Source organism: Kibdelosporangium persicum, from assembly GCF_013280595.1.
In the GTDB taxonomy this organism is placed as follows: domain Bacteria; phylum Actinomycetota; class Actinomycetes; order Mycobacteriales; family Pseudonocardiaceae; genus Kibdelosporangium; species Kibdelosporangium persicum.
This window is the reverse complement of sequence record NZ_JAAATY010000022.1, coordinates 126,121-149,202: the sequence shown is the minus strand read 5'-3', so window position 1 is coordinate 149,202 and position 23,082 is coordinate 126,121. Positions and strand designations below refer to the sequence as shown.

Sequence of the window (23,082 nt, the reverse complement as noted above, 5' to 3'; positions counted from 1 at the left end):
GGGCCTGGACGATTCGTCGTACGGCACCCGGCCGGGGGACACTGACCCGGTGGAGATCCGTCAAGGCCTTGGCTACGCGATCGCCGCGTACGCGCTGTGGGGGCTGTTCCCGCTCTACTTCGCCGCACTCGAACCCGCGGGCGCCATCGAGGTACTGGTGCACCGCTGCGTGTGGACGGCGGTCTTCGGCGTGCTCCTGCTCGCCGCGTTGCGGCGCCTGCGCGGGCTGCGTGCCGCGTTCCAGCCGAAACTCGTCCTCGCCGCGGTCGTCATCGCGGTGAACTGGCTGGTCTACGTCTACGGCGTGCAGACCAACCAGGTGGTTGAAACCTCACTCGGTTACTTCCTGAACCCGTTGCTCACCGTAGTGCTCGGCGTGACTGTGCTGCGGGAGCGGTTACGGGGCCCGCAGTGGGCGGCGGTCGGCATCGGCGCGGCCGCGGGCGTGGTCCTCACTGTCGAGTATGGACGGTTCCCGTGGATCGCGATCACCCTGGCAGTGGCGTTCGGAACGTACGGCTTGCTCAAGAAGTCCGTCACGGTGCCGGCGACCGAGGGCGTCACCGTGGAAACTCTGCTGCTCACGCCCATCGCGTTGGTATACACGTGGTTCTTCGCCGGTCCGGACGGCAGCACGTTCACGTCCGGCTCCGTCTGGCACACCGTCCTGCTGGTGCTGGCGGGCCCGGTCACCGGAATCCCGTTGCTGTTGTACGCGGGCGCGGCGCGGCGGCTGCCGCTGACGATGATGGGCCTGCTCCAGTACATCACCCCGGTCCTGCAGTTCGCCCTCGGCATCACGGTCTTCGGCGAGGCCATGCCACCGGCCCGGTTGCTCGGCTTTGGACTGGTGTGGCTGGCGCTCGCGCTGCTGACGTTCGACGGCCTGAGACAACGCCGTGCTGCGGCGGCGCTCGCCGTCAAGGCCCGATAGGGGTTTTCCTACACCGCAGGTCAGCGATGCTTTTTCGATCAGTTGGCCCGGTCCGCTATGCCAGCCAGGCCAACTGATGGCAGTATGGATGCTGGCCGCGGGTCATCGCTGTGAGGACCCGGGTCGTATTTCAGGGAGATAGTGGTATGGCGCAAGGCACCGTTAAGTGGTTCAACGGCGAGAAGGGCTTCGGGTTCATCGAGCAGGACGGCGGGGGCGCCGACGTGTTCGTGCACTACTCGGAGATCCAGGGCTCCGGCTTCAGGTCGTTGGACGAGGGCCAGCGTGTTGAGTTCGAGATCGGCCAGGGCCAGAAGGGCCCGCAGGCCCAGAGCGTGCGTGCGATCTGATCAGCACTTAGTCGCGTGGAGGGCTCGCACCGGATCGGTGCGGGCCCTCCGCCGCTGTGTCAGGCAAGTTTGACGGCCACTTCGGCCGCTTTCGGGTGACGCAGGTAGTCCAAAATGGCCTTGGCGGCGGTCCACGACTCCGCCGCGCCGGCCAGATCCTGTTCGGCCTGTTGGACGTCACCCAGACTGTTGAGGGACAACGCTTCGTAGTACGAACTTCCCAGCTCACGGAACGCGGCGATGGCCTGCCGGTAGTGCTCGGCCGCCTGGCCGAGTGATCCGACCTGGTGGTGGATGAAGCCGAGGCTGTCTCGTACCGAGGCCTGCATGTGCTTGTCCCGCAACTGATCGGCGATCCGCAACGCCTGTTCGCACAAGCCGAGCGCGGCGCGGTGGTCGCCGAGGTGCGCGGTCGTCCACCCGAGACCGTTGAGGCTGCTGGCCTCACCCAGCCGGTGGTTGCTCCACCGGAACAACGCGAGTGCCTGGCGGTGGTGCGCCATTGCCCTCTCGTAGTCGGTCTTCTCGTGGTACGTCCACGCCAAATGGCGGTGTGCCAACGCTTCGCCGCTGCGATCACCGAGCTGCCCGTACAGGTCGATCGCCTGCTCGGCGTGGTGCACGGTTTCGGAGTACTCGCACAGGTTGTGATACGCCTGGGACAGCAGCCGATGCGCGTCCGCCTCCGCGGCCTTGGCGCCGATCCGTTGGGCGGTGCGCAAAGCGACCCGCTGCGTGTTGGCCCAGTCCTGCCAGTACCCGCGTAGCCGGAGAAAAGCCGCCAGCGCGCGGGGAAGCTGCCAGGCGTGCCTGTCCCAGCCGTCGTCCGCGGCGAGCTGCACGCACGCCATCAACACGTGGTGTTCCTCGTCGAACCACCGGAGCGTGTTGGGGTAGTCGGCCAGTTCGCGTGGCTGCGAACCTTCCGCGGGCGGGTCGGCTTCGATGCCCGTCTGGTTGCTGTACAGCTGTTTGTCGCCGCTGATCGCGGTGTGCAGGTAGTGGTCGAGCACCCGGCCGACGGCGTCCCGTGTGGACTCCTGGGCGGCCTGCTCGGCGGCGTAGGCCTTGAGCAGGTCATGGAAACCGAACCGGCCGGGACGTTGCTCGCGCAACAAGTGTGCCCGCACCAGTTCGGTGAGATCACGCCTGGCGTGGCCGATGTCCTGCCCGGCGAGGGCTGCGGCACCGTGCACGCTGATGTCCGGGCCGGGGAACACGCCCAGTAGCCGGAACATCCGGGCGGCGGAGGGGGAGAGCCGTTCGGACGACCACGAGAAAACCGTGCGCAGGTCCAGGGTGTCGCCGAGATCGAGCCCGTCGAGCCGGGCTTCGGTCAGCTCGTCGACCAGGTCGCGCAGCGGTGTCGCGAAGTCCGTGTTGACCCGGGACGCCACGATGCTCAACGCGAGCGGGAGCCCGGCGGACAACCGGGCCAGTTCGGTCGCGGCCCCGGGCTCGGAGTCGACGGCCCGCTTGCCGAGCCGCATGGCCAGCAGCTCCTGGCTTCTGCCCACATCGAACAGCTCGAGCGTGCGGCGTTGTGCGCCCTCAAGGGCGACCAACCGGTCAAGACGGTCCCGGCTCGTGATGATCACGCAACAAGTCGGGCTGCCGGGCAGCAGTGACTGCACGTGCTCGCTGTCCCTGGCGTTGTCAAGCACGACAAGAAGATGTTTGTCCGCCACCAGACTGCGGAACATCGCGGCGCGCTCGTCCTCCTCGGCCGGGATGGCCTGCGGCGCCACCCCCAGGTCCTGGAGGAAGCCGCGCAGGATCCGGCTCGCGTCCTGCGGTGGTTGCGAACCGAAACCACGCATGGCCGCGTACAGCTGACCGTCCGGGAAGCGGTGCTGGATGCGATGTGCCCAGTGCAGGGCCAATGTGGTCTTGCCCACGCCCGCTGTGCCGGAGAGCACGGCGATCGTCATCCGGTCGCCGTCCAGCATGGCGTCCAACGCCTTGATGTCCTCGGCCCGGTCGACGATCCGCGGGTCGTGCGCGGGCAGTTGCCGTGGCGAAGGCCGTTGCGTCGACCGGGGAACCGACGGCGGGATCAGCCGGGCGAGCGTCGTGCCCAGCTCGGCGTCGCAGCGTTTCGCCAGCTCGATCGACGCGGGCCGCAGCCCGTTCTCGATCTTGCTGAGATAGCCGGTGTTGTAGTGCACCCGGGCGGAAAGTTCGCGCAACGACCAGCCGGCGGCCTGCCTGGCCTCCCGCAGTCGCTTGCCGAACGCGGACACTCGCCCCTCCTGGTCGACTCTCGTTGCCTGCTGACAAGGCAACAGTCAACTACTCCCGCCGTGGATGTCCCTCAGTGATAGTTGTGAGCACAAGCGTGCCAATCGGCTGGGGCCTATGGCAACGGCAGTACTACCCACGCCGGTAGTGCTCGCCTGGCATGACGACCCCTCGCCCCGGCCTGACGGCTGCGAGGTGGCCGGCGGCATTCCGGTGTCCCCAGCACCAGCCGCCACCTGAGGGAGGGGCCTGGTCAGTTTCACCCCCAAGCTGACCATGTCCCTCCCCCCTTTCGTTCGCGGTTTCCGCCAGTGTGCCCCGGGTCGCCGGGAGCCCTCCCAGGGTAGGCGTGCCTGTGGATAGAGCACGGCCCGATCTCTACGAATCCTTTGTTGGCAGTCGGTCAACAGGTTGGCGGTGCGGACAACGCGGGCCACGGTGCCGGTTCGGTCACCGCTGTGTCCTTTGCGGGGAAAGCGGCCTCGGAGAGGTGGGGCGCCATGCCCGGCAAGTAGTTCGCTTGTCCTGCTTGGGTTCTGATAACCGTTGCCGGCGGTATGCGCTCTGGGATTAGCGGCTGGACCCTTGTGCCGCAACAAAAGACGATGTGGGCATGGGTCACGTGCTGTATCAGGAGATGGGCGTCTCGCTCATGCCGTACGCGTTGCGGTTGACCGGTTACGACCGGCATTGGGCCGAGGACGTGGTGCAGGAGACCCTGATCAGGGCGTGGCGCAACGCGAGCAGGCTCGACCCGCGGCCACAACTCCTACGCGCCTGGATGTGCACGGTCGCGCGACGCGTTGTCATCGACGACCGGCGGAGCAGACAGGCGCGGCCGTTCGAGGTCGAAGAGGCGCATGAGGACTACGTCAGCGTGCCGGACCCCGCTGACCAGACTGTTTCCGCCATGGTCGTGCACCGGGCGTTGGACAGGTTGCCGCAGGCGCAGCGAGAAGTCATCCAGGAGACGTACCTGCGCGGCCGGACGGTCAACGAGGTCGCGGACATGCTGGGAGTGCCGCCCGGGACCGTGAAGTCCCGGATGTACCACGGGGTTCGGGCGCTGCGGCGGGCGCTCAGCGACCGGACGACGTGAACAGGAAGCCGCGGACGCGATGCACCCTGGCCTCCGTCAGCGCGGCTGTCACCACGCTCGAGTTCCGGAACGCGTGCGCCACAGCGACCCACCAGGCGTACTCACTGTCCAAACCGGAGCCGTCATGTGTCGCTTCCGGATACACCGTTCCGGACACCTTGCGGGAGTGGTTGATCGCTGCTCTCAGTTGGGCCGCTTCCACCGTCGCGTCGAGGTCCGCTCCCGTCAGCCCGCGGATGCTCCCGATCCGCTCGGCCGCCGCGCGGACGTCCGGGTCGAAGCGGGGCGCGAGTGTCCAGCGCCATTCGCTCAGTTCCAGCAGTTGCCGACGCACTCTGTGGTGCGGGCAGAAGCGCTTCCCCCGTGCCACGAACACGACTTCCGGGTTGACGAACCGCAGCGAGCGGTGCAACGGCCGCAGCAGCACGAACACCTGCCAGCGTTCCCACGCCAGGTGCAGCCGTGGCTTGAGACGCTCGATGCCGGGCAACGCCGCCGCCAACGCGCCCGGGATGAAGCCGAACGCGGACGCGGCCGACGCCACGGGTGAGACCCAGTCCAGGGAATGCCAGCCGAACCAGGCCGCGGCCAACGCGACGTACTCGCCGACCAGGTGCACCATCGCGAAGCCGACCGCGATCTGCAGGCACCGCAACACCCGGCGCAGCCACGGGAACTCCGCGATCGCCGGGTCCTTGGCCGCCCGGCCGCAGCCGCGGGTGGACGCCGCCGTGGCGATCGTGGTGGGGATCAGGTAGACGAGCACGAACGCCGAAACCGTTGGCTGGTGGGCGTACTTGCTGATGAAGTCCACCTCGTGGCTGCCGGGGAACGACGAGACGGCGAACAGCACGACCATCACGGCGACGAGGCCGAAGAACATCTTGCTGAACCGCCACACCAGTTCACACGCGCGGCCCAGCGGGTAACGCCAGTACGTCACCAACGACAGCGCGCCGCAGGCGAAACCCGCTTCCATACAGGCTTCCAGCAGCGTCGAGAAGCTGTCGATGCCGACGAACTCGTCGAACCAGACGGCGAACGTCGGCGCCGACATGACCGCGGTGCCCACGGCGTAGGCGATGGTGATGGTCAACGCCCACGACCGGGCGTGCCCGCCGTGCCGGTAGAGCCGGATCGCCTTGTACGTCAGGGCGAGCCCGCCGACCAGGGCGCCGGTCAGGAAGATGACGTCAAAGGTGGACGTCATGGGCGGCCTCGTGGTCGGTGGAGAACGACGAGACGATCCGCCGCACGTGCCCGGGCATGCCCGGCTCGTCGAACGAGCGCTGGTCGGTGATCGCGTCGAGCAGTTCGTCCGCCAGTTCCTCGGCGGCCCGTTCCTCGTGGTCGTTGAAGGAAGTGCGGCCGGCCACGTACCGCGCCATGTCCGGCAGCAGGTTCGGAGCCAGCCGGCGCAGGCTTTCCGACTTGGTCAGGGTGACCGGCTGATGACCGAGCATCAGGTGCGCGAACTCGTGCAGCAGGATCTGCAGCCGGTGGTACCAGCGGGGTGAGTCCGCGCAGATCACCAGGTAGTTGCCGTTCTCCAGCAACGCGGAGACGCCGGTGAGCCGTGCGTCCGGCAGCGGCGCGAAGCGCACTTCCACGTGTTTGCCGAGGTGCCGGCCCATCAGCTCGCACACTCGCCGGGCAGCCTCCTGGTAGGTGGCGTCCGGGGCGAGTCCCAGCTCACCGATGACGCGGTTGACCAGTGCACGGCGGGTGCGTCTGTTCATCTTGACTCCTGGTCCCGCCGAATGAACCAGCCCTCGTACTTCCCGGGCTCGAGCGCGTCGGCGATCGCCTGGATCGTAGCCCGCCGCGTCTGCTGGGACAGCTCCGGAACCTTGCCCGCGAGTCGTGTCACGAACTCGACCACACCAAGCTCCCGGAGTTGCACCAGGTCAGCGCGTTCGCTGTCGACCCAGCGAGCCAGCCTGTCATCAAAGAAGTACGCGGGAGGCACGTCGAAGTGTTCAGCCAGACCCAAAATGTGTTTCAACCGGGGGTTGTCGCTGACACCGTTGAGCAGTTCCCGGATGTAGCTCGCGGAGATCGAACCGAACCGGCCGTTGGCGCTGATGGCGGCCGCGACGTCCTCCGGTGACACCGTTCCGTGCGCGGTGTCGAACAGTGTTTTCAACGCCTCGTGCCGCCAGCGCGGCGTCTCGCCTTCGGCCAGCTCCCGCCGTCCGCCGACGAAGTAGGCCGGATGCACCCCCAGTGCGCCCGCCAGGTCCTCGATCGCCTGACGGGTCGGATTGTCCTTCTGTCCCTTGCGCAGCTGCGCGATGTACGCGTGCCCGATGTCCCCGCCGCGATCGCGGATCGCCGCTGCGAGCTCGACGTTGCTCAGCCGCCTGCGCCTTGCCGGCGGATGGCGGCAGAGGTCGTCGAGGACCGCGGCGAACAGACCCTCCCCGACACGGGTCATATCCCCCTCCTCACTCAATCGCGTCGAAAATGTACCCATTCGAAACACTCAGGTAAGGGTTGAACACTGTGCGTCGCACCCCTATGCTCCGGTCGGCGTATTTCTACTCCTGTTGGGGGTGATCCACCAGATCTCCTACGCCAGTTGAAGTCGTGGTGTAAGCGCCGCCAGCCAGACCAGGGTGCAGGTTCGAGCTGATAGAGAGGTTCCGTGTATGCGCGCACGGCATAGGGCGACCGGTGGCCGGTCCCGCGCGACGAGTGAGCGCCTCGATACCCGGATCATCGTGTTGACCGCGACGGGCATCGCCACGGCGACCGTCGCCGCGACGCTGCTGAACGGTCTCGCCGGCGCGGCCGAGACAAAAAACGAGACAAATTCAGGTACCACGACGATCATGGGGCGTGACCAGGCCCCCGCCCCTGCCAGCGCCGGAACCCCGCAGTCGGCGATCAGGCCAGCGACAACCTGGTACTCGGACTGGTCCTCGTTTGGGTCAGGATCCTCGAGCGGGACGAAATGCGATCCGATGGCGCTCCGGGTGGACTGCTGAGCAAACCCCAGATCCTCGGCCGCGATGAAGGAGCGGAGTTCTGAAGATGAAGCAGCAACCAGGTGGGCGGACCAGCGCTCACGGCGGGGTGGACACCACCCCTCGCCGGTCTGGCAGGGCCGGCGCGCCGGCCCGGCCGGACGAGTTCTGGGATGCCGCCCCCATGCGTGCGGCGGCCGCGGAACGTCACTTCGGCCAGCTGCTGCGCGAGTACCGGCGGGCCGGCAACGTCGGTCAGGCGGAAGTCGCCAACTGGCTTGGGGTGAGCCAGGGGCAGATCAGCAGGATCGAGCGTGACCGAAGTCAGGTGCACGACCTGGACAAGCTTGAGCGCTGGGCGAAGGCGCTGAAGATCCCGCAGCGGCTGTTGTGGTTCCAGCTCTCCGGGTCCCGCCAGGCCGAGTTCGCGGGCGGCGAGGGCGGTTTCACCGCGCTGCGCACCGTGAGCAGGCCGGACGACCAGGTCGGGCTCGGGATGCGGCAGCTGTTCCGGTGGCTGGGCAACGAGGCGACCGAGGAAACCGAGGCGCCGACCGAGAACGTTTTCCGGGCGGCGGCGGAGTCGTACCTGCGCGGCGGCTGGTACGCCTACGACGAAGGTGAGGTCACGCTGGGCAGCCAGCGGATGCGGATCGCGCTCAACCTGAGCAGGCGGTCCGGCGAACTGGCGTTGTCCGCGGAGATCCTTGCGGCACTGAGCTTCCAGTCCCTGTTCCACGGCACGCTCGAATCAGCGGTGCCGGTGATCCGCATGGCCGAACAGGCCGCGGAGAAGACAGGGCTCACGTTGTTGCGTGTGGAGGTCGCCTCGATGGCGGCGTCCTGCTACGCGATGATGGGCGACCGCGACACGTGCCTGCAGGTGCTGCGCAAGGCGGAGAAGTCGCTGGAGAGCATGGCCTCGGCGGACCCGACCGACCGGCTCTACCTCGCGTCGGGGTGCGCGTTGTCGTTCCGGTTCCTCGGCTGGCCGCGCGAGGCCGAGGGATTCGCCCGTACGGCGGTCAAACTGAGCGAGCGCTGGCCCGGAGTACGCGTCTGCACAAGGACTTTGCTCGCCTCCGCGCTGGCCGACCAGCGCAAAATCGAGGAGGCCTGCGCGACCACCTCCCAGGTGGTGCCGCGAGTCGCGCCGATCCGCCCGGTCCGTGACCAGGTGTGCCTGACCTCGGTGGTGCGTCGGCTGTCGAAGTACGGCGACGACCTCTCGGTGCGCACGCTGTACGGCCAGCTCGCCGGTGTCGGCGTGGCCGTCCCCAGGATCTGAGCGCGGTCCCACCTGTCGATGCGACTGCCAGAAGGGCCCTCTGGCAGCACATTGGCGGCCAACGCGGGGCGCCGGGGCGTCAGCCCGCGGCGATCATCCGCGCGATCTCGGCGTCGAAGTCGAACCACTCGTCCTCGGCGCCGGGCAGCACGACCTCGTAGGTGGTGTCCAGGAAGTCGGCGATGTCCTGGGCGTGCGCCTCGAACCGGGCCTGGCCCTTCGGCGTGACGAACTCGATCACGACCAGTTCGTTGTCCTTCTTGTCCGGCCACATCCGCACGTCGCCGTCGCCGGTGCGCACGATCAGCCCGTCGGCCAGCAGGTCACGCGACAGGATCCACTGCACGGCCCGGGCGCCTTCCGGCTCGAACAGCGCGTACACCGCGAACGGGTCACGGGTGTCGTAGCGCAGTTCGACGTCGACCGGCACCGGATGGTCCGACGCCAGGTCGAACGTGACCGTCGTGGTGATCTCGGTGTGGTCCTCGCGCGTCATCGCTGCCTCCTCCAGCTTCTGGGCCTTGCGGCGATGAGACGCCTCCCCAGGGCCTGTCTGATGCCGATATCCACGATGATCACTCGAACGTGTCGGGCAGTGGCCGCCGTCACCCGGATCTCTGCCCTTTCGGGCTCGCGGCGAACGTCCGCCGGTAGTCCTTCGGGCCGACCCCGACGACCTTGTGGAAATGGTGCCTGAGCAGCGCGGCGCTGCCGAAACCGCACTGCTGGGCGATCTCCTCGACGCTCAGTGCCGTCTCCTCCAGCAGCCGCTGGGCGTGCATGACCCGCTGCGTGGACAACCAGCGCAACGGTGTCGTCCCGGTCTCCGCCACGAACCGGCGCGCGAACGTCCGCTCGGACATCTGCGCGCGTCTGGCCAGGTCAGCGACGGTGTGCTCGACCGTGAGGTGCTCCAGCATCCACGTCAGCACGGGCTCGAGGCTGTCGCCGGTCTGCGGCATCGGCAGCTCGACGTACTGCCGTTGCCCGCCGTCGCGCTGCGGCGGGACGACCATCCGGCGGGCGATCGCGGCGGCGGGGCCGGAGCCGAGTTCGCGGCGGACCAGGTGCAGGCAGGCGTCGATTCCGGCCGCCGTGCCGGCGCTGGTGATGATGTCGCCGTCGTCGACGAACAGCACGTCCGGATCGAGCTTGGCCGCCGGGAAACGGCTCGCGAACTGGTCCGCGTGCCGCCAGTGCGTCGTGCACAACCTGCCGTCCAGCAAGCCGGTGGCGCCGAGCAGGAACGCACCGCTGCAAACCGTCAGCAGGGTCGCGCCGCGCGCCGAGGCGGTACGGATGGCGTCCAGAACGGCTTCGGGGTACTCGTCGCGGATGTTGGCGGCGGGGATCGCGACGAGATCGGCGTCAGCGAGCGCGCCCAGGTCGTGGTCCGGGGTCAGTGAGACGCCGACGGTCGTCCGCAGCGGCTCGTTCGCCCGCTCGCCGCACACCCGGAACTCGAACGGCGGCACGCCGTCGTCAGTGCGGTCGATGCCGAAGACCTCGCAGATGACGCCGAACTCGAAGGGTGCGAACTCGTCCACGAGCACCGCGGCCACGGTTTTGAGCATGCCGCCATGGTAGGTGGCAGGATTTTGTCGGACAAGGTCGGTACTGCCACTGTTGGCGGAAAATTGATCAGAGCAAAATTACTGCCATGGCTGAGACACTCTTCCTCGTGATCCTGTTGGCGGCTCTGGTCTACGGACTGCAGCGCAACCACATCCGCCAGCCGGGCAAGCAGCTGGCGGGCAACACGGACTTCGACGTCCGTGACACGACCAGGACGCACCCGATCCTGTCGCCTTAACACGTACGTCACAACTGGGTAAGGGCTGCCGAAACGTCCCGTTCATAGTTTTCCTGGATGGCACTCGACCAGGCAGTACCTACCCAGCACGGCGGTGTCGCCCGCGAAACGCTGGAGGACTACACGCTCCGGTTCGCGCCGCGTTCCTACCGGCGCTGGTCTCCCGCGGTCGTCGGCGCGTCCGCGCTCGGCGGGATGGCCTACATGGCCGATTTCTCCATCGGTGCGGGCATCGGCCTGACGCACGGCACATCCAACGCGCTGCTGGCGATCCTGTTCGCCGCGGTCATCATCCTGATCACCGGCTTCCCGTTGGCGTACTACGGGGCCCGGTACAACATCGACCTCGACCTGATCACGCGCGGCTCCGGCTTCGGGTACTACGGCTCGGTGCTGACCAGTGTGATCTTCGCCAGCTTCACGTTCATCTTCTTCGCGCTCGAAGGCTCGATCATGGCGCAGGGCCTGCGTTACGGGCTGGGAATGCCGCTGTGGCTGGGCTATCTGGTCTCCACCCTGGTGATCATCCCGTTGGTGATCTACGGGATGAAGGCACTGGCCAAGCTGCAGACGTGGACCAACCCGCTGTGGCTGGTGCTGATCGTCGCGCCGATCGGCTACCTGGTGGTGGCCGATCCCGGTTCGGTGGACCGGTTCCTGTCCCACAAGTCCGGTGTGGACCTCGCGGCGGTGATGCTCGGCGCGGGCGTCTGCCTGTCGCTGATGGCACAGATCGGTGAGCAGATCGACTACCTGCGGTTCATGCCGCCCAAGACCGCGGCGAACAGGCGCTCGTGGTGGATCTCGGTGATCGCGGCCGGGCCGGGCTGGGTGTTCTTCGGCGCGGCCAAGCAGATCATCGGCGTCTTCCTCGCCGTGTACATTTTGGACGCCGTCGGCGCGGCCGCCGCGGTCGAACCGATCGAGCAGTTCACCGGCGCGTTCAAGCAGATGATGCCGGTGTGGCTGGTGGTCCCGCTGGCGCTGCTGCTGGTCGTGCTCAGCCAGGTCAAGATCAACGTCACCAACGCGTACTCCGGATCGCTGGCGTGGACCAACTCCGTCACCCGGGTGTCCCGCCGGTATCCGGGACGGCTGGTGTTCGTGCTGGTGAACCTGGCGTTCGCGTTGATCCTGATGGAAGCCGACATGTTCAGCTTCCTGAACTCGTTGCTGAGCTTCTACTCCAACTGCGCGATCGCGTGGGTGGTCACCGTGGCCACCGACATCATGGTGAACAAGTTCCTGCTCGGCCTGTCGCCGAAACAGCCGGAGTTCCGGCGCGGCATGCTGTACGCGGCCAATCCGGTTGGCCTGACCGCGTTCCTGCTGTCCTCGGGGATCTCCATCGCGATCTACTTCGGTGCCTTCGGCGCGGGAATCCAGCCGTTCTCGCCGGTCGCCGCGGTGGTGATCGCGCTCGTGCTCACGCCGTTGATGGCGGTCGTGACGCGTGGCCGCTATTACCTGCGCCGCACCGACGACGGGATCGACGAGCCGATGCTGGACTCCGACGGCAACCCGAGCGCGACGCGGTACACCTGCCAGGTCTGCGAGCAGAGCTACGAACGGCCGGACGTCCTGGCGAGCGCGCGGGGCGGCGTGATCTGCTCGCTCTGCCTGAGCACCGACCGGACCGGAGAGCACGTGTTGCCTGCGCAAGCAGGTTGACTGCCGTTCAGTCTTCCTCGCCGTCGCATGTACGGTGGTGAGGACGACTGGGGGTTGTTATGGCCACGTTGAGCGCGGACGTGCTCATCTGCGGCGCCGGGCCCGCGGGCCTGGTACTGGGGAACATGTTGCGGGCGGAGGGGATCCGCTGCCTGATCGTGGAACGGCAGAGCCGTGCCCACGTCGAACAGCGCGCCCGTGCCGGCTTCCTCGCCGCGAACAGCGTACGTATCCTGACCGAGAACGGACTCGCCGATGGCTTGCACGCCAACGGACTGACGCACGACACGTGTGCGTTCCGGGGCGACCACGGCGAGTTCGAACTCAAGTACAGCGGGTTGGGGCGGGGCGAGATGCACACCGTGTACCCGCAGCAGGACCTGGTCCGTGACCTGGTCAAGGAATTCCTCGACCGGGGCGGAGAAATCCTGTTCTCCACGGAAGTCTCGGAGATCGATGCCGAGGGCGCGTCGCTCCTGCTCGGCGATGGTTCGAGGTTGACAGGTCAGTTCGTGGCGGGGTGCGACGGCCAGCACGGTGTCTCGCGCCGCGCCGTTCCCGCTCGGGTGTACCAACGGGACCACGGTATCTCGTGGTTCGCGCTGCTGGCCGAGGCCGGACCGAGCGTGTCAGCCGTGCTGTACGCCATGCACCCCAACGGTTTCGCCGGGCACATGGCGCGTAACGCCACGATCACCCGGTATTACCTCCAGGTGCCCAAGGACTTCGACCCGCGTTCATGGCCGGACGAAAGGATCTGGGACGAGTTGCGGCTGCGGATGCGGACCGACCAGTACGGGCCGTTGCGTACCGGCCGGTTCGTGGAACGCCGGATCGTGCACATGACGTCCCATGTGATGGATCCGATCCAGCACGCGTCACTGTTCCTCGCCGGGGACGCCGCCAGTCTGATCAGCCCGTCGGCGGCCAAGGGCGCCAACCTCGCGCTGATGGCGGCGGAAACGCTCGCCAAGGCACTGGCGGGGCAGATCAACCTGGGTGACTCGGTGCCGTTGAAGAGCTATTCGGCCGAGGTGCTGCCGCGGATCTGGCGTGCGCAGGAGTTCTCCCACTGGATGATCAACCTCCTGCACAGCCCGTCCGGGAACGACGACGATGCGGTGTTCCTCCGCTCGTTGCAGCGGGCACGGCTGGAAAGCCTGCGTGACTCGCGGGCGCACCAGGACCACTTCGCCGAGAACTACGTCGGAATCTGACCGTCCCGCTGGGGAACCGATTCGCCGGTGTGACACTCAAAGCAACGGTGGGGCGCGAATGTCGTGGGGCCTTTCGCGCCCCGCCGTCGCTTCGGCGGCTCAACGGCCGGTGCGGCGCCGGTACAGCAAAGTCGCCAGGACGAACGAGAAAGCCAGCAGACCGACGGCCCACACCAGGGCGATCCAGCCGCTGTCGCCGATCGGCGTGCCGGTCAGCAGGCCACGGGTGGTCTCGATGATCGGCGTGATCGGCTGGTTCTCGCTCACCGCCCGCAGGAACGACGGCATCGTGTGGGTCGGGACAAAAGCGCTGCTGAGGTACGGCAGGAAAAGCATGAAGAAGCTCAACGCGCTGGCCGACTCGACGCTGCTCGCGACCGCGCCGAGGCCGGCGGCGAGCCACGACAGGGCGAGGACGTACAACGCCAGCAGGCCGACGGTGAGCAGCCAGTCGACGACGGAACCGTTGGGACGGAAGCCCATCGCGATCGCGGCGGCGATCACGACCGTCGTCGACAGGCCGTTGCGGACGATGCTCGCGATCACGTGCCCGGTCAGCAGGGCGAAGCCGCTGATCGGCATGGACCGCAGCCGGTCGATCATCCCGTTGTGCATGTCGTCGGCGACGGACATCGCGGTGGCCGCGGCGCCGTAGCCGACACACAACAGGATTGTGCCCGGAACGACGTAGTTGATGTACTCGACGCCGGTGTTGATCGCGCCGCCGAAGACGTACACGAACAACGCCATCATCATCAGTGGCAACAGGATCGCCATGATCAGCGTGTCCAGGTTGCGCCGGTTGAGGCGGATGCTGCGGCCGATCATCGTCGACACGTCGCTCACGGCGTTGCCGAATCCGCCGTGCCGGATCGTTATGGTCGTCATGCCGACACTCCTTCACGGGTGCGGTTCTCGGTCACGGCCATGAACACGTCGTCGAGCGTCGGCCGGTGCGCCGACACCCGGGCGACCGGGACGTGGGCGGAGGACAAGCTGCCCAGTACATAGTGGACGTGCGCGGCGGTGCCGTCGGACGGCATGGTGAGCGTCCGGCGTTCGCGATCCACGATGCCGCCCAGCAGGTCCGCGGCGCGCAGGACGCCGCCCTCGTCGTCGAAGACCAGCTCCAGGCGTTCGCCGCCGACCTGTGCCTTGAGCGTGTCCGCCGTGCCGGACATGGACACGTGCCCGTTGTCGATCAGCACGATCCAGTCGGCCAGCCGGTCGGCCTCCTCCAGGTACTGCGTGGTCAGCACGATCGTCGTGCCCGCGCGGACCAGTTCCTTGATCGCGTCCCACATGGTCGTCCGGCTGGCCGGGTCCAGGCCGGTGGTCGGCTCGTCGAGGAAGATCACCCGCGGCTCGGCGACCAGGCTCATCGCCAGGTCCAGCCGCCTGCGCATGCCGCCGGAGTAGGTCTTGACCCGGCGGTGCATCGCGTCGACGAGGTCGAACCGCTCCAGCAACTGGTCGGCGCGCCGCCGTGCGGCCGGCCGGCCCAGGTGCATCAGCTGGCCGATCATGACCAGGTTCTCCCGGCCGGTCTGCTCGTTGTCGACCGCCGCGTGCTGCCCGGTCAGGCTGATCGCGGCACGGACCTTGGCCGCTTCGCGGACCACATCGTGCCCGGCGACCAGCACTTTCCCGGCGTCCGGCCGGGTCAGCGTGGTGAGAATCCGCACGGTCGTGGTCTTGCCCGCGCCGTTGGGCCCCAGCAGCGCGTACACCGATCCCGCCGGCACGTGCAGGTCTATCCCGTCCAGCACCACGTTGTCGCCGTAGGCCTTTCTGAGGCCCGTCACCTCGACGATCATCGACCCCTCCCCAATTAACTGCGTGTGAGATACGCTAAATAGCGTAGCACGCACGCAGTGAGGCCGCGCAAGTCACGTCTCTAAACTTGGTCGCGAGGAGAGGGAGTGGATGGCCGACGACACCGAACTGCCCGAGCCGGTCGCGTTGCTGTGGGGCATGCGGGAAACGCCACGGCGCGGCCCGAAACCGACGCTGACGGTCGAGGACATCATCAGGGCCGCGGTGGCGGTCGCCGACGCCGAAGGCCTCGCCGCCGTCTCGATGGCCAAGGTCGCCGCGCACCTCGGCAACTCGACCATGGCGCTCTACCGGCACGTGAAGAGCAAGAGCGAACTGATCATGCTGATGGCCGACGCGGCACTGGAACCGCCGCCGGAGTTCCCCCCGGGCGCCGGCTGGCGCGACGGCCTGGTCCACTGGGGACACGCGATCATGGCCGCGCTCGCGAAACACCCTTGGTACACCGAGATTCCGGTGAACGCGCCACCGTTCGGGCCGCACAACCTGATGTGGTTCGACCGCGGCCTGGCGGTCCTGGCCGACACGGGCCTGTCGGAACAGGAGAAGGCGGGCATCGTGATGGGGCTGCTCACGTTCGTACGCGGGGAAACGCAGCTGCGCATCAGCCTGCGGGCCGGTTTCGAGGAGAACCCGGCAGCCTTCAGCCGTCAGTACCACACCGTGCTGACCCGGGTGCTCGATCCGCGCGAGTTCCCGGCTCTGACCAAACTCGTGGCCGCGGGCGTGTTCGACGCGGAATCACTGTGGGACGAAGGGGATCAGGACACCGAGTTCGACTTCAGCCTCCAGCTCTACCTCGACGGCGTCGAGGCGCACATCGAAAGAAGGTCCCAGTGACCTGCCGCAGCCGCGCGCACCGCCGTCCGGACGCGGTCGTGAATACTGGTCGTGAGCTGGACCGGTGAGAGGGTGGGGCCATGGCGGGACGTGTCACGCAGGCGCAGGTGGCGCGGATCGCCGGGGTGTCGCAGGCGATCGTCTCCCTGGTGCTCAACGGGTCGGACAGTGTCCGGGTGTCGCCGGAGACCCGCCGTCGCGTGGAAGAGGCGTTGCGGTCGACCGGGTACACGGTCGACATCATGGGCCGGCGACTGCGCGGCAAGACCAACCAGATCCTGGGGGTCTTCACCTACGAGTCGGTTTTCCCGTCCGGCGTCGCCGACTTCTACCGGCCGTTCCTGCTCGGCATCGAGGAGGAGGCCGAGGCGCGGGGGTTCGACCTGCTGCTGTTCACCAGCCCTGGCCGGAAGGACGGGCGCAGGCGCGTCTACGAGGGCGAGACGAACCGGCTGCGCATCGCGGACGGCTGCGTCCTGCTCGGCAGGCACAACGACCCCGCTGAGCTGGCGCGGCTGGTCGAGGAGAAGTTCCCGTTCGTCTTCATCGGCCGCCGGGAATCGCCGTCGGGGGCGGTCAGCTACGTCGGCGCCGACTACGTCGCGTCCACGAAGGACGTCTACGAGTGGATGTGGCGCCTGGGCCACCGCAAGATCGCGCTGCTCAGCGTGCCCGAAGAGCACGAGCCCACTGTGGACAGACGGGCCGGTTACCAGGCCGCCGCGCGCAGGCACAGGAAGACTCCGCTGATCGTCGTCGAGGACGATCCGGAAGTCGCCCTGCGGAAGGCCGGAGACGCGACGGCATTGCTGGTGGAGAGCACCGCGATGGCCGACGGTGTCAAGGCGTACGCCGAGACCAGGGGCATCGAGGTGCCGAAGGACCTGTCCATGGTCCTGTTGGGCGACCCCGATCCGACGCAGCGGCTGTCCGCGCATCCCGTGCCGCGGTCGGACACCGACTGGTCGATGTTCCGCATCCCTCGCCGGCAGATGGGGGCGCGGGCGGTGCGGATGCTGATCGAGCTGGTGGCGGGCGGCAGGCCCAAGTCCGTGCTGCTGCCGTGTGAAATCCACGAAGGTGCCACGGCCGCCGCCAGGAACTGACCTGTTGACACGGCCGAAGTGTGGTGTTTACCGTTCGCTAATTCGAATAATCAGCGGATGGGGTGCAGCGTGGCACAACGCGGTACGGATGTCCTGGTCGTCGGCGCGGGCCTGGGCGGTGTCGCCGCCGCGCTGGCTGCGGCCGAGGCCGGAGCCCGGGTGGTCCTCGTCGAGGACGACCGGTGGATCGGCGGCCAGCTCACGGCCCAGGCCGTGCCGCCGGACGAACACCCGTGGAGCGAGCAGTTCGGCGTCACGGCCTCGTACCGAGCGCTCAGGGACGGCATCCGCAGCTACTACCGCAGGCACTACCCGCTGACCGCGAAAGCACGGCGGCACCGCAGGCTCAACCCGGGCGGTGGGCTGGTCAGCCCGCTGTGCCACGAGCCACGGGTGGCTGTGGCCGTGCTGGAGGCCATGTTGGCGCCGCACCGGGCCTCCGGGCGGATCGAGCTGTTGCAGCCGCACCGTCCGATCGGGACGGATGTGGACCACGACCAGGTCAAAGCCGTGCATTTCACGAACGATCTGACCGTCACGGCGAAGTACGTCATCGACGCCACCGAGACCGGCGACCTGCTACCGCTCGCCCAAGTCGAGTACGTGACCGGCTTCGAGTCCCAGCGGGACACCGGGGAGCCCAGCGCGCCGGCCGAGGCCCAGCCGTTGAACATGCAGGCCGCGTCGTGGTGCTTCACGATGGAGCATGTGGACGGTCACCATGTCATCGACCGCCCGGCCGGCTACGACTACTGGCGTGCCGCACGGCCGAAGGTCTGGCCGGGCGACCTGCTGGCGTTCCGCTGGCCGGACCCGCGCACGCTGGAACCCGCGGAGGGCTGGCTGGACCCGAACCCGGACGACGACCCGCTCGCGGTGGTCGCCGACCAGAGCAAGAACCCCGGAACCCTGGACCTGTGGCGGTTCCGGCGGATCGCGGCCCGCAACGTCTTCGAGCCGGGCACGTACGCCAGCGACATCACCCTGGTGAACTGGCCGATGATCGACTACCTGGACGGCCCGGTGTTCGAAGTGGACGATGCCGCGCGGCACCGGGAGGCCATGCGGCAGCTGTCGCTGTCGGCGCTGTACTGGATGCAGACCGAGGCGCCACGGCCGGACGGCGGCACGGGATTCCCCGGGTTGCGGCTGCGCCCGGACATCCTCGGCTCACCGGACGGGCTCGCGCAGGAGCCGTACATCCGCGAGTCACGCCGGATCAAGGCAGTCGAGACGATCAAGGAAACCGACGTGTCGCTGGCCATCCGTGGTGGCCACGGCGCCACGCGGTACCACGACTCGGTCGGTGTCGGGATGTACCGGATCGACCTGCATCCGTCGACCGGCGGCGACAACTACCTGGACGTGGCCTCCACGCCGTTCCAGATCCCGCTCGGCGCGCTGCTGCCGATCAGGATGCGCAACCTGTTGCCCGCCAACAAGAACATCGGCACCACACACATCACCAACGGTGCTTACCGGCTGCACCCGGTCGAGTGGAACATCGGCGAGGCCGCCGGTGCGCTCGCCGCCCGGTGTGTCCAGACCGGGGAACCTCCGCACGCGGTCCGCGAGAAGCCCGACCTGCTCACCGACTTCCAGTCCGTGCTGACCCAGCGCGGCGTCGAGCTGGCCTGGCCGGAGATCAAAGGATACTGACCATGAGAGTCGCCTTACTGGCCTTGCTCCTCGTCGTCGCCGGATGCTCCGGCGGTGGTGGCGGCAACGGCGAAGTGAACCTCCGGATGACGGTGTGGACCAGCGAGAAAACCCAGCTGGCCCTGTTCGACGAGATCGCCGGCGAGTACCGACGGCAACACCCGGACGTCAAGTCGATCACCTTCGACGTGGTGCCGTTCGACCGCTACAACACCGCACTGACCACCCAGCTGGCCGGGAGCAACCCGCCCGATCTGGCGTGGATTCTGGAACGGGACGCGCCCGACTTCGTGCAGTCCGGCGCCTTGGTGAACCTCAGCAAGGTCCTGACCGACCCGCAGGAGCTGACGCCCGCGGCCACCAAGCTGTGGCAGAAGAACGGCGAGCTGTACGCGTATCCGTTCTCCACGTCCCCGTTCGGCATGTTCTACAACAAGGATCTGTTCGCGCAGGCCGGGATCACCGAGACACCTGAGCAGGCGCAGGCAGCAGGCCGGTGGACGTGGGAGACCGCGATGCGGATGGCCGCGCAGGTCGTCGCCCGCGTGCCGGGCAAGTCCGGCCTGGTGATCCGGGACTTCGAGTACAAGATGTGGGTCACGCTGGCCTCGGTGTGGCGCGGTTTCGGCGCGGACGCGTGGCCGCGGGACGGCAAGGCGTGCGGCTTCACCACGCCGGAGATGGTCACGGCGATGACCTTCCTGCACAAGGCGATCTTCACCGACAAGGCACTGCCGGGGCCGGGCACGACCGCGGACTTCTTCGCCGGGCAGTCCGGCATGACGGTCGCGCAGATCAGCCGGGCCGGACTGCTCAAGGAGAAGCCGTTCGAGTGGGGCATCGTGCCGCTGCCCGCGGGCCCGAAGGCCAACGCGCAGGTGATCGGCCAGGCGGGGATCGGCGTTCCGGTCAAGGGCAAGCAGAAGGAGGCGGCCGCGGACTTCCTGAAGTTCTTCACCAGCCCGGAGAACTCGGCCAAGCTGAGCCAGTTCTTCCCGCCCGCACGGGAAAGCCTGGTCAACGCGCAGAGCCTGGCCAAGGTGAGCCCGTTGTTCAGCGCGGAACAGCTGCAGAACGTCGTGGTGAACGGGATCAGGACCGGCGAGGTGCTGCCCGCGCACACCAACAGCGCGAAGATTAACAGCCTGGTTCAGTCCGCACTGGACCCGCTGTGGAAGCCTGATGCGAACGTGCCCGCCGTGCTTGACGGCGTGTGCAAGGCGATCAACCCGGTGCTGAGCCAATGACCGTGCGAGCGCCCGCACGCCCGGCGGCACCGCCAGAGCCGCCGGTCGCCAAGCCCTTCTGGACGATCCGCCGCCGGGACGCGCTGGTCGGCTGGGCGTTCATCGCGCCACAGGCGCTCGGGTTCGTGTTCTTCGTGCTGGTGCCGTTGGTCGCGGTGATCTGGTACAGCTTCCAGAGCACCAACCTGCTCGCCGGGACCACGGAGTTCGCCGGGCTGAAGAACTACGAGCACCTGCTCGACGACCCGGTGATGCCGTCCGTCGCCCGCGCGACCGCGTTGTTCTGCGTCGGGCTCGTGGTCCTCAACCTCGGCCTGGCGTTGCTGCTGGCCGTGCTGCTGAACCAGAAACTCCGTGGCACCACGGTGTTCCGGACGATCTTCTTCTCGCCGGTCGTGGTCTCGCTGGTGGCGTGGACGATCGCGTGGAACCTGATGTTGCAGGACAACGGCAGTATCAACGCGATGCTGCGGACGGTCGGCATCGACGGCCCGAACTGGTTGCGCGGCGAGAACTCCGCGATGGTCTCGGTGATCGTGGTGCAGGTCGTCAAGAACGTCGGCCTGAACATGGTGCTGTTCCTCGCCGCGCTGCAAGGCGTGCCCCGGTCGCTTCTGGAGGCTGCCGAGCTTGACGGTGCCGGACCGTGGCGGCGGTTCCGCACCATCACCCTGCCGATGATCAGCCCGACCACCTTGCTGACCGCGATCATCACGGTGAGCGGGGCGCTGCACGTGTTCGCGCAGATCCAGATCCTGACGCTGGGCGGGCCCGCGGACAGCACGAACGTGCTGGTCTTCTACTTCTACCAGCAGGCGTTCGGCAACCACGACTTCGGTTACGGAGCCGTGCTGGCGGTGGTCCTGTTCGTGATCATCGCGTTGCTGACCACGTTGCAGTGGCGGATGCGGAAGCGGTGGGTCTTCTATGAGGCGTAGCCGTCGCTGGATGTTGTACCCGCTGCTGGTCCTGCTCGCGGTGCCGTTCGTCTTCCCGACGTGGTGGATGATCACGGCATCGCTGTTGCCCGCCAACGAAGTGCTGAGCTACCCACCGAAACTGTTCCCGGCTTCGCCGCGCTGGGAGAACTACGCGACCGCGTTCGCCGACTACCCGTTGGCCCGGCAGTACTTCAACAGCCTCTACATCGCGGCGATCGTCACGGTCAGCACGATGCTCGTGGCGTCCTTGGCCGGATACGCGTTCGCCAGGATCAGGTTCCGTGGCGACAAGCTGTTCGTGATCGTCCTCATCGGACTGCTGATTCCCAGTGAGGTGACGATCATCCCGCTGTTCCGGATGGTCGACTCGCTCGGGCTGACCGACACGCACTGGCCGCTGATCGTCATCCCGATCTTCGGCGCGCCGAGCGTGCTGGCCACGTTCGTGATGCGGCAGTTCTTCATCACCGTGCCGGACGAGCTGGAAGAGGCAGGAAGGCTGGACGGCCTCGGCCGGTTCGGGCTGTACCGGCGGATCGCGCTGCCGATCGCCAGGCCGGCCCTGGCGGCCGTGGCCATCTTTACCTTCCTGAACACGTGGAACTTCTTCCTCGAACCGCTGGTGTACCTGAGCGACAAGGAGATGTTCACCTTGCCGCTCGCGCTCACCCAGTACGTCGACGTCTACGGCGGCAACATCTGGAACGTCCAGCTGGCCGCGTCGGTCACGACCGTTCTGCCGGTGCTGGCCGTCTTCGTCATCGCCCAACGGCATTTCGTGGAAGGACTCGCCCAGACCGGGCTCAAGGGATGAGCAGCGTCTTGCCCAGCACCTCCCGCGCCTCGATCGCCCGATGTGCCTCGGCCGCCTGGTCGAGCGGGAAGGTCCGGCCGATCACCGGACGGATCTTCCCGGTCGCGGCGAGTTCGAACACGCGCTCGATCCGGCGGCGGCCGTCGGCGTGGAACGTCGAGAGCTGTTCGATGCCTCGCGTGGTGATGCCGCGCCCGGGCGAAACGCTTTCGGCCGAGCCACTCGCGTTGCCGTAGTTGGAGTATCGGCCGCCGTCACGCACAGCACTGAACGCCGCCTGGCCAAGCGGTCCGCTGACGCCGTCGAACGCGACATCCACGGTGCCGACCTGGCTGAGCCAGTCCGCTGAGCTGTAGTCGACCACGACGTCGGCGCCGAGTTCCTTCACCAGCGCCAGTTTTGTGTCGCCACGCGCCACACCGACCACCCGGGCGCCAGCCGCCTTGAGCAGTTGGACGAGAACGCTGCCCAGACCGCCCGCTGCCGGTTGCACGAGGACGGATTCGCCTTCCTTGACCGGCGTTTCCTCAAGCAGGGCATAGGCTGTGCTGCCGTCGTGCAGCAGTGCCATGGCTTCTCGCGGGCCGAGGCCGTCCGGCACCGGATGGATCTTGCCGACCTCGGTGACGGCCTGGGTCGCGTACCCGTTCTGGACGCTGGCCGCCACGTTCCGGCCCACCCAGCCGGGATCGACGCCCTCGCCCACGGCCGTGACGACTCCGGCGGCCTCCATGCCGGGGATGTAGGGCGGCTTGACGGGGAAGAAGTCCGTCCAGAGACCGCGGCGCAGATACGTGTCCAACGACTGGACCCCGGCCACGGCCACGTCGATCAGGACGTGGCCCGCGTCCGGGACCAGGTCCGGCGCCTCGACGGTCCTCAGCACCTCGGGGCCGCCGTGTTCGGCTGCTTCGATCGCTCGCATACCGCCAGTCTCGAACCTCAACAGAAGTTGAGGTCAACCCCCTCGTGAGTGTTTATCGGTGTTCTAACCCTGATAAACACTCACGAGAGGGAGGGGGTGCCCGCTTGGTAAGCTCTAGGCTTTCGCGAGATG

Annotated in this window: 22 protein-coding genes; 13 read left to right on the top strand and 9 right to left on the bottom strand. The window is 67.6% G+C overall.

The window, feature by feature from the left end:
- Positions 1–49 precede the first annotated feature (49 nt).
- Together rarD and GC106_RS32110 are read left to right on the top strand one after the other, a co-directional pair.
- Positions 50–934, top strand: a complete 885-nt coding sequence (gene rarD / locus GC106_RS32115) for an EamA family transporter RarD (RefSeq protein WP_173138384.1) — start codon at positions 50–52, stop codon at positions 932–934.
- 146 nt (positions 935–1,080) lie between these two features.
- Entirely contained in the window at positions 1,081–1,284 is a 204-nt protein-coding gene (locus GC106_RS32110) for a cold-shock protein (RefSeq protein WP_033381005.1), read from the top strand.
- 59 nt (positions 1,285–1,343) lie between these two features.
- Here GC106_RS32110 and GC106_RS32105 read toward each other — a convergent pair whose 3' ends face one another.
- Complete coding sequence (locus tag GC106_RS32105; RefSeq protein WP_173138382.1) at positions 1,344–3,527, bottom strand: ATP-binding protein; 2,184 nt, start codon at positions 3,525–3,527, stop codon at positions 1,344–1,346.
- 611 nt (positions 3,528–4,138) lie between these two features.
- Between GC106_RS32105 and GC106_RS32100 the strand changes: the two genes are divergently transcribed.
- A complete protein-coding gene (locus GC106_RS32100; protein WP_173138381.1) occupies positions 4,139–4,624 on the top strand; it encodes a sigma-70 family RNA polymerase sigma factor in 486 nt (161 codons plus the stop codon).
- On the opposite strand, the gene GC106_RS32095 is transcribed toward GC106_RS32100, so the two are convergent.
- From GC106_RS32095 to GC106_RS32085, 3 genes are read right to left on the bottom strand one after another with little or no spacing between them, the layout of a single operon-like run.
- The gene (locus GC106_RS32095; protein WP_173138379.1) at positions 4,605–5,834 is read right to left on the bottom strand and encodes an MAB_1171c family putative transporter; all 1,230 of its coding nucleotides are present in this window, start codon (positions 5,832–5,834) and stop codon (positions 4,605–4,607) included. The genes GC106_RS32100 and GC106_RS32095 overlap by 20 nt on opposite strands.
- Positions 5,818–6,363: an ImmA/IrrE family metallo-endopeptidase gene (locus GC106_RS32090; RefSeq protein ID WP_173138376.1), complete on the bottom strand. Its 546-nt coding sequence runs from the start codon at positions 6,361–6,363 to the stop codon at positions 5,818–5,820. The genes GC106_RS32095 and GC106_RS32090 overlap by 17 nt, the downstream gene beginning before the upstream one ends.
- A complete protein-coding gene (locus GC106_RS32085; protein WP_173138372.1) occupies positions 6,360–7,061 on the bottom strand; it encodes a hypothetical protein in 702 nt (233 codons plus the stop codon). The genes GC106_RS32090 and GC106_RS32085 overlap by 4 nt, the downstream gene beginning before the upstream one ends.
- A 599-nt stretch (positions 7,062–7,660) precedes the next feature.
- Here GC106_RS32085 and GC106_RS32080 point away from each other — a divergent pair.
- Positions 7,661–8,881, top strand: a complete 1,221-nt coding sequence (locus tag GC106_RS32080; protein ID WP_173138371.1) for a helix-turn-helix domain-containing protein — start codon at positions 7,661–7,663, stop codon at positions 8,879–8,881.
- A 79-nt stretch (positions 8,882–8,960) separates the two neighbouring features.
- On the opposite strand, the gene GC106_RS32075 is transcribed toward GC106_RS32080, so the two are convergent.
- Both GC106_RS32075 and GC106_RS32070 read right to left on the bottom strand, forming a co-directional pair.
- Entirely contained in the window at positions 8,961–9,377 is a 417-nt protein-coding gene (locus tag GC106_RS32075; protein WP_173138370.1) for an SsgA family sporulation/cell division regulator, read from the bottom strand.
- 109 nt (positions 9,378–9,486) lie between these two features.
- Positions 9,487–10,455, bottom strand: a complete 969-nt coding sequence (locus GC106_RS32070; RefSeq protein WP_173138369.1) for a GlxA family transcriptional regulator — start codon at positions 10,453–10,455, stop codon at positions 9,487–9,489.
- Between the two features lie 86 nt (positions 10,456–10,541).
- Between GC106_RS32070 and GC106_RS32065 the strand changes: the two genes are divergently transcribed.
- From GC106_RS32065 to GC106_RS32055, 3 genes are read left to right on the top strand one after another with little or no spacing between them, the layout of a single operon-like run.
- Entirely contained in the window at positions 10,542–10,694 is a 153-nt protein-coding gene (locus GC106_RS32065) for a hypothetical protein (RefSeq protein WP_173138367.1), read from the top strand.
- A 57-nt stretch (positions 10,695–10,751) separates the two neighbouring features.
- Positions 10,752–12,365 (top strand): purine-cytosine permease family protein, encoded by a 1,614-nt coding sequence (locus tag GC106_RS32060; protein ID WP_173138365.1) that lies wholly within the window; start codon positions 10,752–10,754, stop codon positions 12,363–12,365.
- Between the two features lie 59 nt (positions 12,366–12,424).
- The gene (locus GC106_RS32055) at positions 12,425–13,582 is read left to right on the top strand and encodes a 4-hydroxybenzoate 3-monooxygenase (RefSeq protein WP_173138363.1); all 1,158 of its coding nucleotides are present in this window, start codon (positions 12,425–12,427) and stop codon (positions 13,580–13,582) included.
- 99 nt (positions 13,583–13,681) lie between these two features.
- Here the strand turns inward: GC106_RS32055 and GC106_RS32050 are convergent, their stop codons facing one another.
- On the bottom strand, positions 13,682–14,470 hold the full coding sequence (locus tag GC106_RS32050; protein ID WP_173138361.1) for an ABC transporter permease: 789 nt from the start codon (positions 14,468–14,470) through the stop codon (positions 13,682–13,684).
- On the bottom strand, positions 14,467–15,399 hold the full coding sequence (locus GC106_RS32045) for an ATP-binding cassette domain-containing protein (RefSeq protein WP_173138359.1): 933 nt from the start codon (positions 15,397–15,399) through the stop codon (positions 14,467–14,469). The genes GC106_RS32050 and GC106_RS32045 overlap by 4 nt, the downstream gene beginning before the upstream one ends.
- A 109-nt stretch (positions 15,400–15,508) precedes the next feature.
- Here GC106_RS32045 and GC106_RS32040 point away from each other — a divergent pair, with 109 nt between their 5' ends.
- From GC106_RS32040 to GC106_RS32015, 6 genes are all read left to right on the top strand, one after another.
- Entirely contained in the window at positions 15,509–16,258 is a 750-nt protein-coding gene (locus GC106_RS32040) for a TetR/AcrR family transcriptional regulator (RefSeq protein ID WP_173138357.1), read from the top strand.
- An 80-nt stretch (positions 16,259–16,338) separates the two neighbouring features.
- Positions 16,339–17,364, top strand: a complete 1,026-nt coding sequence (locus GC106_RS32035) for a LacI family DNA-binding transcriptional regulator (protein WP_173138355.1) — start codon at positions 16,339–16,341, stop codon at positions 17,362–17,364.
- A 57-nt stretch (positions 17,365–17,421) separates the two neighbouring features.
- Positions 17,422–19,023, top strand: coding sequence for an FAD-dependent oxidoreductase (locus GC106_RS32030; protein ID WP_173138353.1), 1,602 nt, complete (start codon positions 17,422–17,424; stop codon positions 19,021–19,023).
- A gap of 2 nt (positions 19,024–19,025) precedes the next feature.
- Positions 19,026–20,270: an ABC transporter substrate-binding protein gene (locus GC106_RS32025; protein WP_173138351.1), complete on the top strand. Its 1,245-nt coding sequence runs from the start codon at positions 19,026–19,028 to the stop codon at positions 20,268–20,270.
- A complete protein-coding gene (locus tag GC106_RS32020) occupies positions 20,267–21,208 on the top strand; it encodes a carbohydrate ABC transporter permease (protein ID WP_173138349.1) in 942 nt (313 codons plus the stop codon). The genes GC106_RS32025 and GC106_RS32020 overlap by 4 nt, the downstream gene beginning before the upstream one ends.
- Positions 21,209–21,218: 10 nt before the next feature.
- On the top strand, positions 21,219–22,025 hold the full coding sequence (locus GC106_RS32015) for a carbohydrate ABC transporter permease (protein ID WP_173138347.1): 807 nt from the start codon (positions 21,219–21,221) through the stop codon (positions 22,023–22,025).
- Here the strand turns inward: GC106_RS32015 and GC106_RS32010 are convergent.
- Positions 22,015–22,950, bottom strand: a complete 936-nt coding sequence (locus GC106_RS32010) for a zinc-binding dehydrogenase (RefSeq protein WP_173138345.1) — start codon at positions 22,948–22,950, stop codon at positions 22,015–22,017. The two genes, GC106_RS32015 and GC106_RS32010, sit on opposite strands and share 11 nt — an antisense overlap.
- Positions 22,951–23,082 lie beyond the last annotated feature (132 nt).